The sequence below is a fragment of the Cytobacillus firmus NBRC 15306 genome, from assembly GCF_001591465.1.
Classification (GTDB): Bacteria; Bacillota; Bacilli; order Bacillales; family Cytobacillaceae; genus Cytobacillus; species Cytobacillus firmus.
The window spans coordinates 1-1,349 of sequence record NZ_BCUY01000219.1; the positions used below are offsets into that span (position 1 = coordinate 1).

3 protein-coding genes and 1 pseudogene are annotated in these 1,349 nt (G+C 41.5%); 2 read left to right on the forward strand and 2 right to left on the reverse strand.

The window, feature by feature from the left end; translation table 11 throughout:
* Positions 1 to 108: 108 nt before the first annotated feature.
* Both BFI01S_RS24245 and BFI01S_RS24250 read right to left on the reverse strand, forming a co-directional pair.
* The gene (locus tag BFI01S_RS24245; protein ID WP_410377522.1) at positions 109 to 330 is read right to left on the reverse strand and encodes a pyrroline-5-carboxylate reductase dimerization domain-containing protein; all 222 of its coding nucleotides are present in this window, start codon (positions 328 to 330) and stop codon (positions 109 to 111) included.
* Positions 242 to 427: a pyrroline-5-carboxylate reductase family protein gene (locus BFI01S_RS24250; RefSeq protein ID WP_061794456.1), complete on the reverse strand. Its 186-nt coding sequence runs from the start codon at positions 425 to 427 to the stop codon at positions 242 to 244. The genes BFI01S_RS24245 and BFI01S_RS24250 overlap by 89 nt, the downstream gene beginning before the upstream one ends.
* Positions 428 to 548: 121 nt before the next feature.
* Here BFI01S_RS24250 and BFI01S_RS21950 point away from each other — a divergent pair, with 121 nt between their 5' ends.
* Together BFI01S_RS21950 and BFI01S_RS23855 are read left to right on the forward strand one after the other, a co-directional pair.
* Positions 549 to 1,154 carry a DNA-3-methyladenine glycosylase gene (locus BFI01S_RS21950; protein ID WP_061794457.1) on the forward strand — a complete coding sequence of 202 codons (606 nt, stop codon included), beginning with the start codon at positions 549 to 551 and terminating at the stop codon, positions 1,152 to 1,154.
* Positions 1,132 to 1,349 (forward strand): annotated as a pseudogene (locus tag BFI01S_RS23855) (CBO0543 family protein); the annotation flags it as partial. The gene BFI01S_RS21950 and the pseudogene BFI01S_RS23855, both read left to right, overlap by 23 nt.

Below are 1,349 nucleotides of genomic sequence, written 5' to 3' on the forward strand. Positions count from 1 at the left end.
TATTCCATTCGGCTTTGGAATGTTCTTGTTTTTCTTTATATTTGTGCCTAAAACCATTTGAAAACCCGGCAGTATATAATTGCCGGGTCTTGGATAAATAACTCTTTTCTAATTATTTTTCCGGGAAAGTGCCTTTGTCTTTTCAAAACATTGTTCCATAGCACTCATTACCGCTGCACGGAATCCTTTTCTCTCCAGTTCGGCAACGGCTTCTATTGTTGCACCTCCCGGAGTGCCAACCTCATCCTTCAATTCCGTTAGAAATGCATGTTTGTATATCCCACCTGCTTTTAACGTCAACAAGCGTCTTCTCCGTTTTCGCTGAAGCAATAATCTGCCTTGCATTCACCAGATCAGATTTTAATATCCCCCCGATTATTGCCTGAGCCATTTTTCCGCATCCGATAAAACCGATATTTTTATTCATTAATGCACACATCCTGTCTTGTATTCCTTTTGCTATTATACTGCAGGTATGGTTATGAAAAAATAGCACAGGGTAAAAACATAAGACTGAACCTCATAAAATACTATTGGAGAGATTGACTATGAAGGAAATAAAACAATATGCTCCTCTTCCAGAAAGCTTTTACCAGCAGCCGACGCTTCTTCTGGCTGAAGCACTTCTGGGCTGCTTATTGATCAAAGAAACTGAAGAAGGAATTGCCTCAGGCTATATTGTCGAGACAGAAGCTTATATGGGCCCGGAGGACAGAGCAGCACACAGCTTTGGGAACAGGAGAACAAAAAGGACCGAAATCATGTTCAATGAACCCGGTTTTGTCTACACTTATGTGATGCATACCCATTGCCTGGTTAATGTTGTGAGCGGCCCAAAGGAAAAGCCGGAAGCTGTATTGATCAGAGGAATCGAACCTGTCGACGGACTTGAGTTAATGAAGAAAAGACGAAAGATGGAAGACCTTAAAAATCTCACTAATGGGCCCGGTAAATTAACTAAAGCTCTCGATATTACAATAGATGATTATGGCTGCCATTTTACCAGCCCTCCTCTTATGATTGCTAAAGGAATCCCTGCCGGGGAAATCAAACGGGGAACAAGAATCGGTATTGATAATTCCGGGGAAGCACGGGATTATCCCTGGAGATTCTGGATTGCAGAAAGTCCTTATGTTTCACGGAACAGAAAATAACAGCGATATAAACATCAAATTTAATTTGATAAAGTACGATAATGGCTGGAATTTTAAATGGTCGATTCTTTTCAATGCTGTAATGTTTATTATCCTCTGGGTGCATCACAAGCGGCCAGCTGCCGCATGGGGGCTGTCTATTCTTTTCATCCTCTTCCTATGGAGGCAGTTCGATGTACCATCAGCTGTTTTTAG

What these genes read in the sequence shown, in the direction of transcription:
- BFI01S_RS24250 (WP_061794456.1), bottom strand. Translation starts at nt 427, where the DNA reads ATGAATAAAAATATCGGTTTTATCGGATGCGGAAAAATGGCTCAGGCA.
- BFI01S_RS21950 (WP_061794457.1), top strand. Translation starts at nt 549, where the DNA reads ATGAAGGAAATAAAACAATATGCTCCTCTTCCAGAAAGCTTTTACCAG.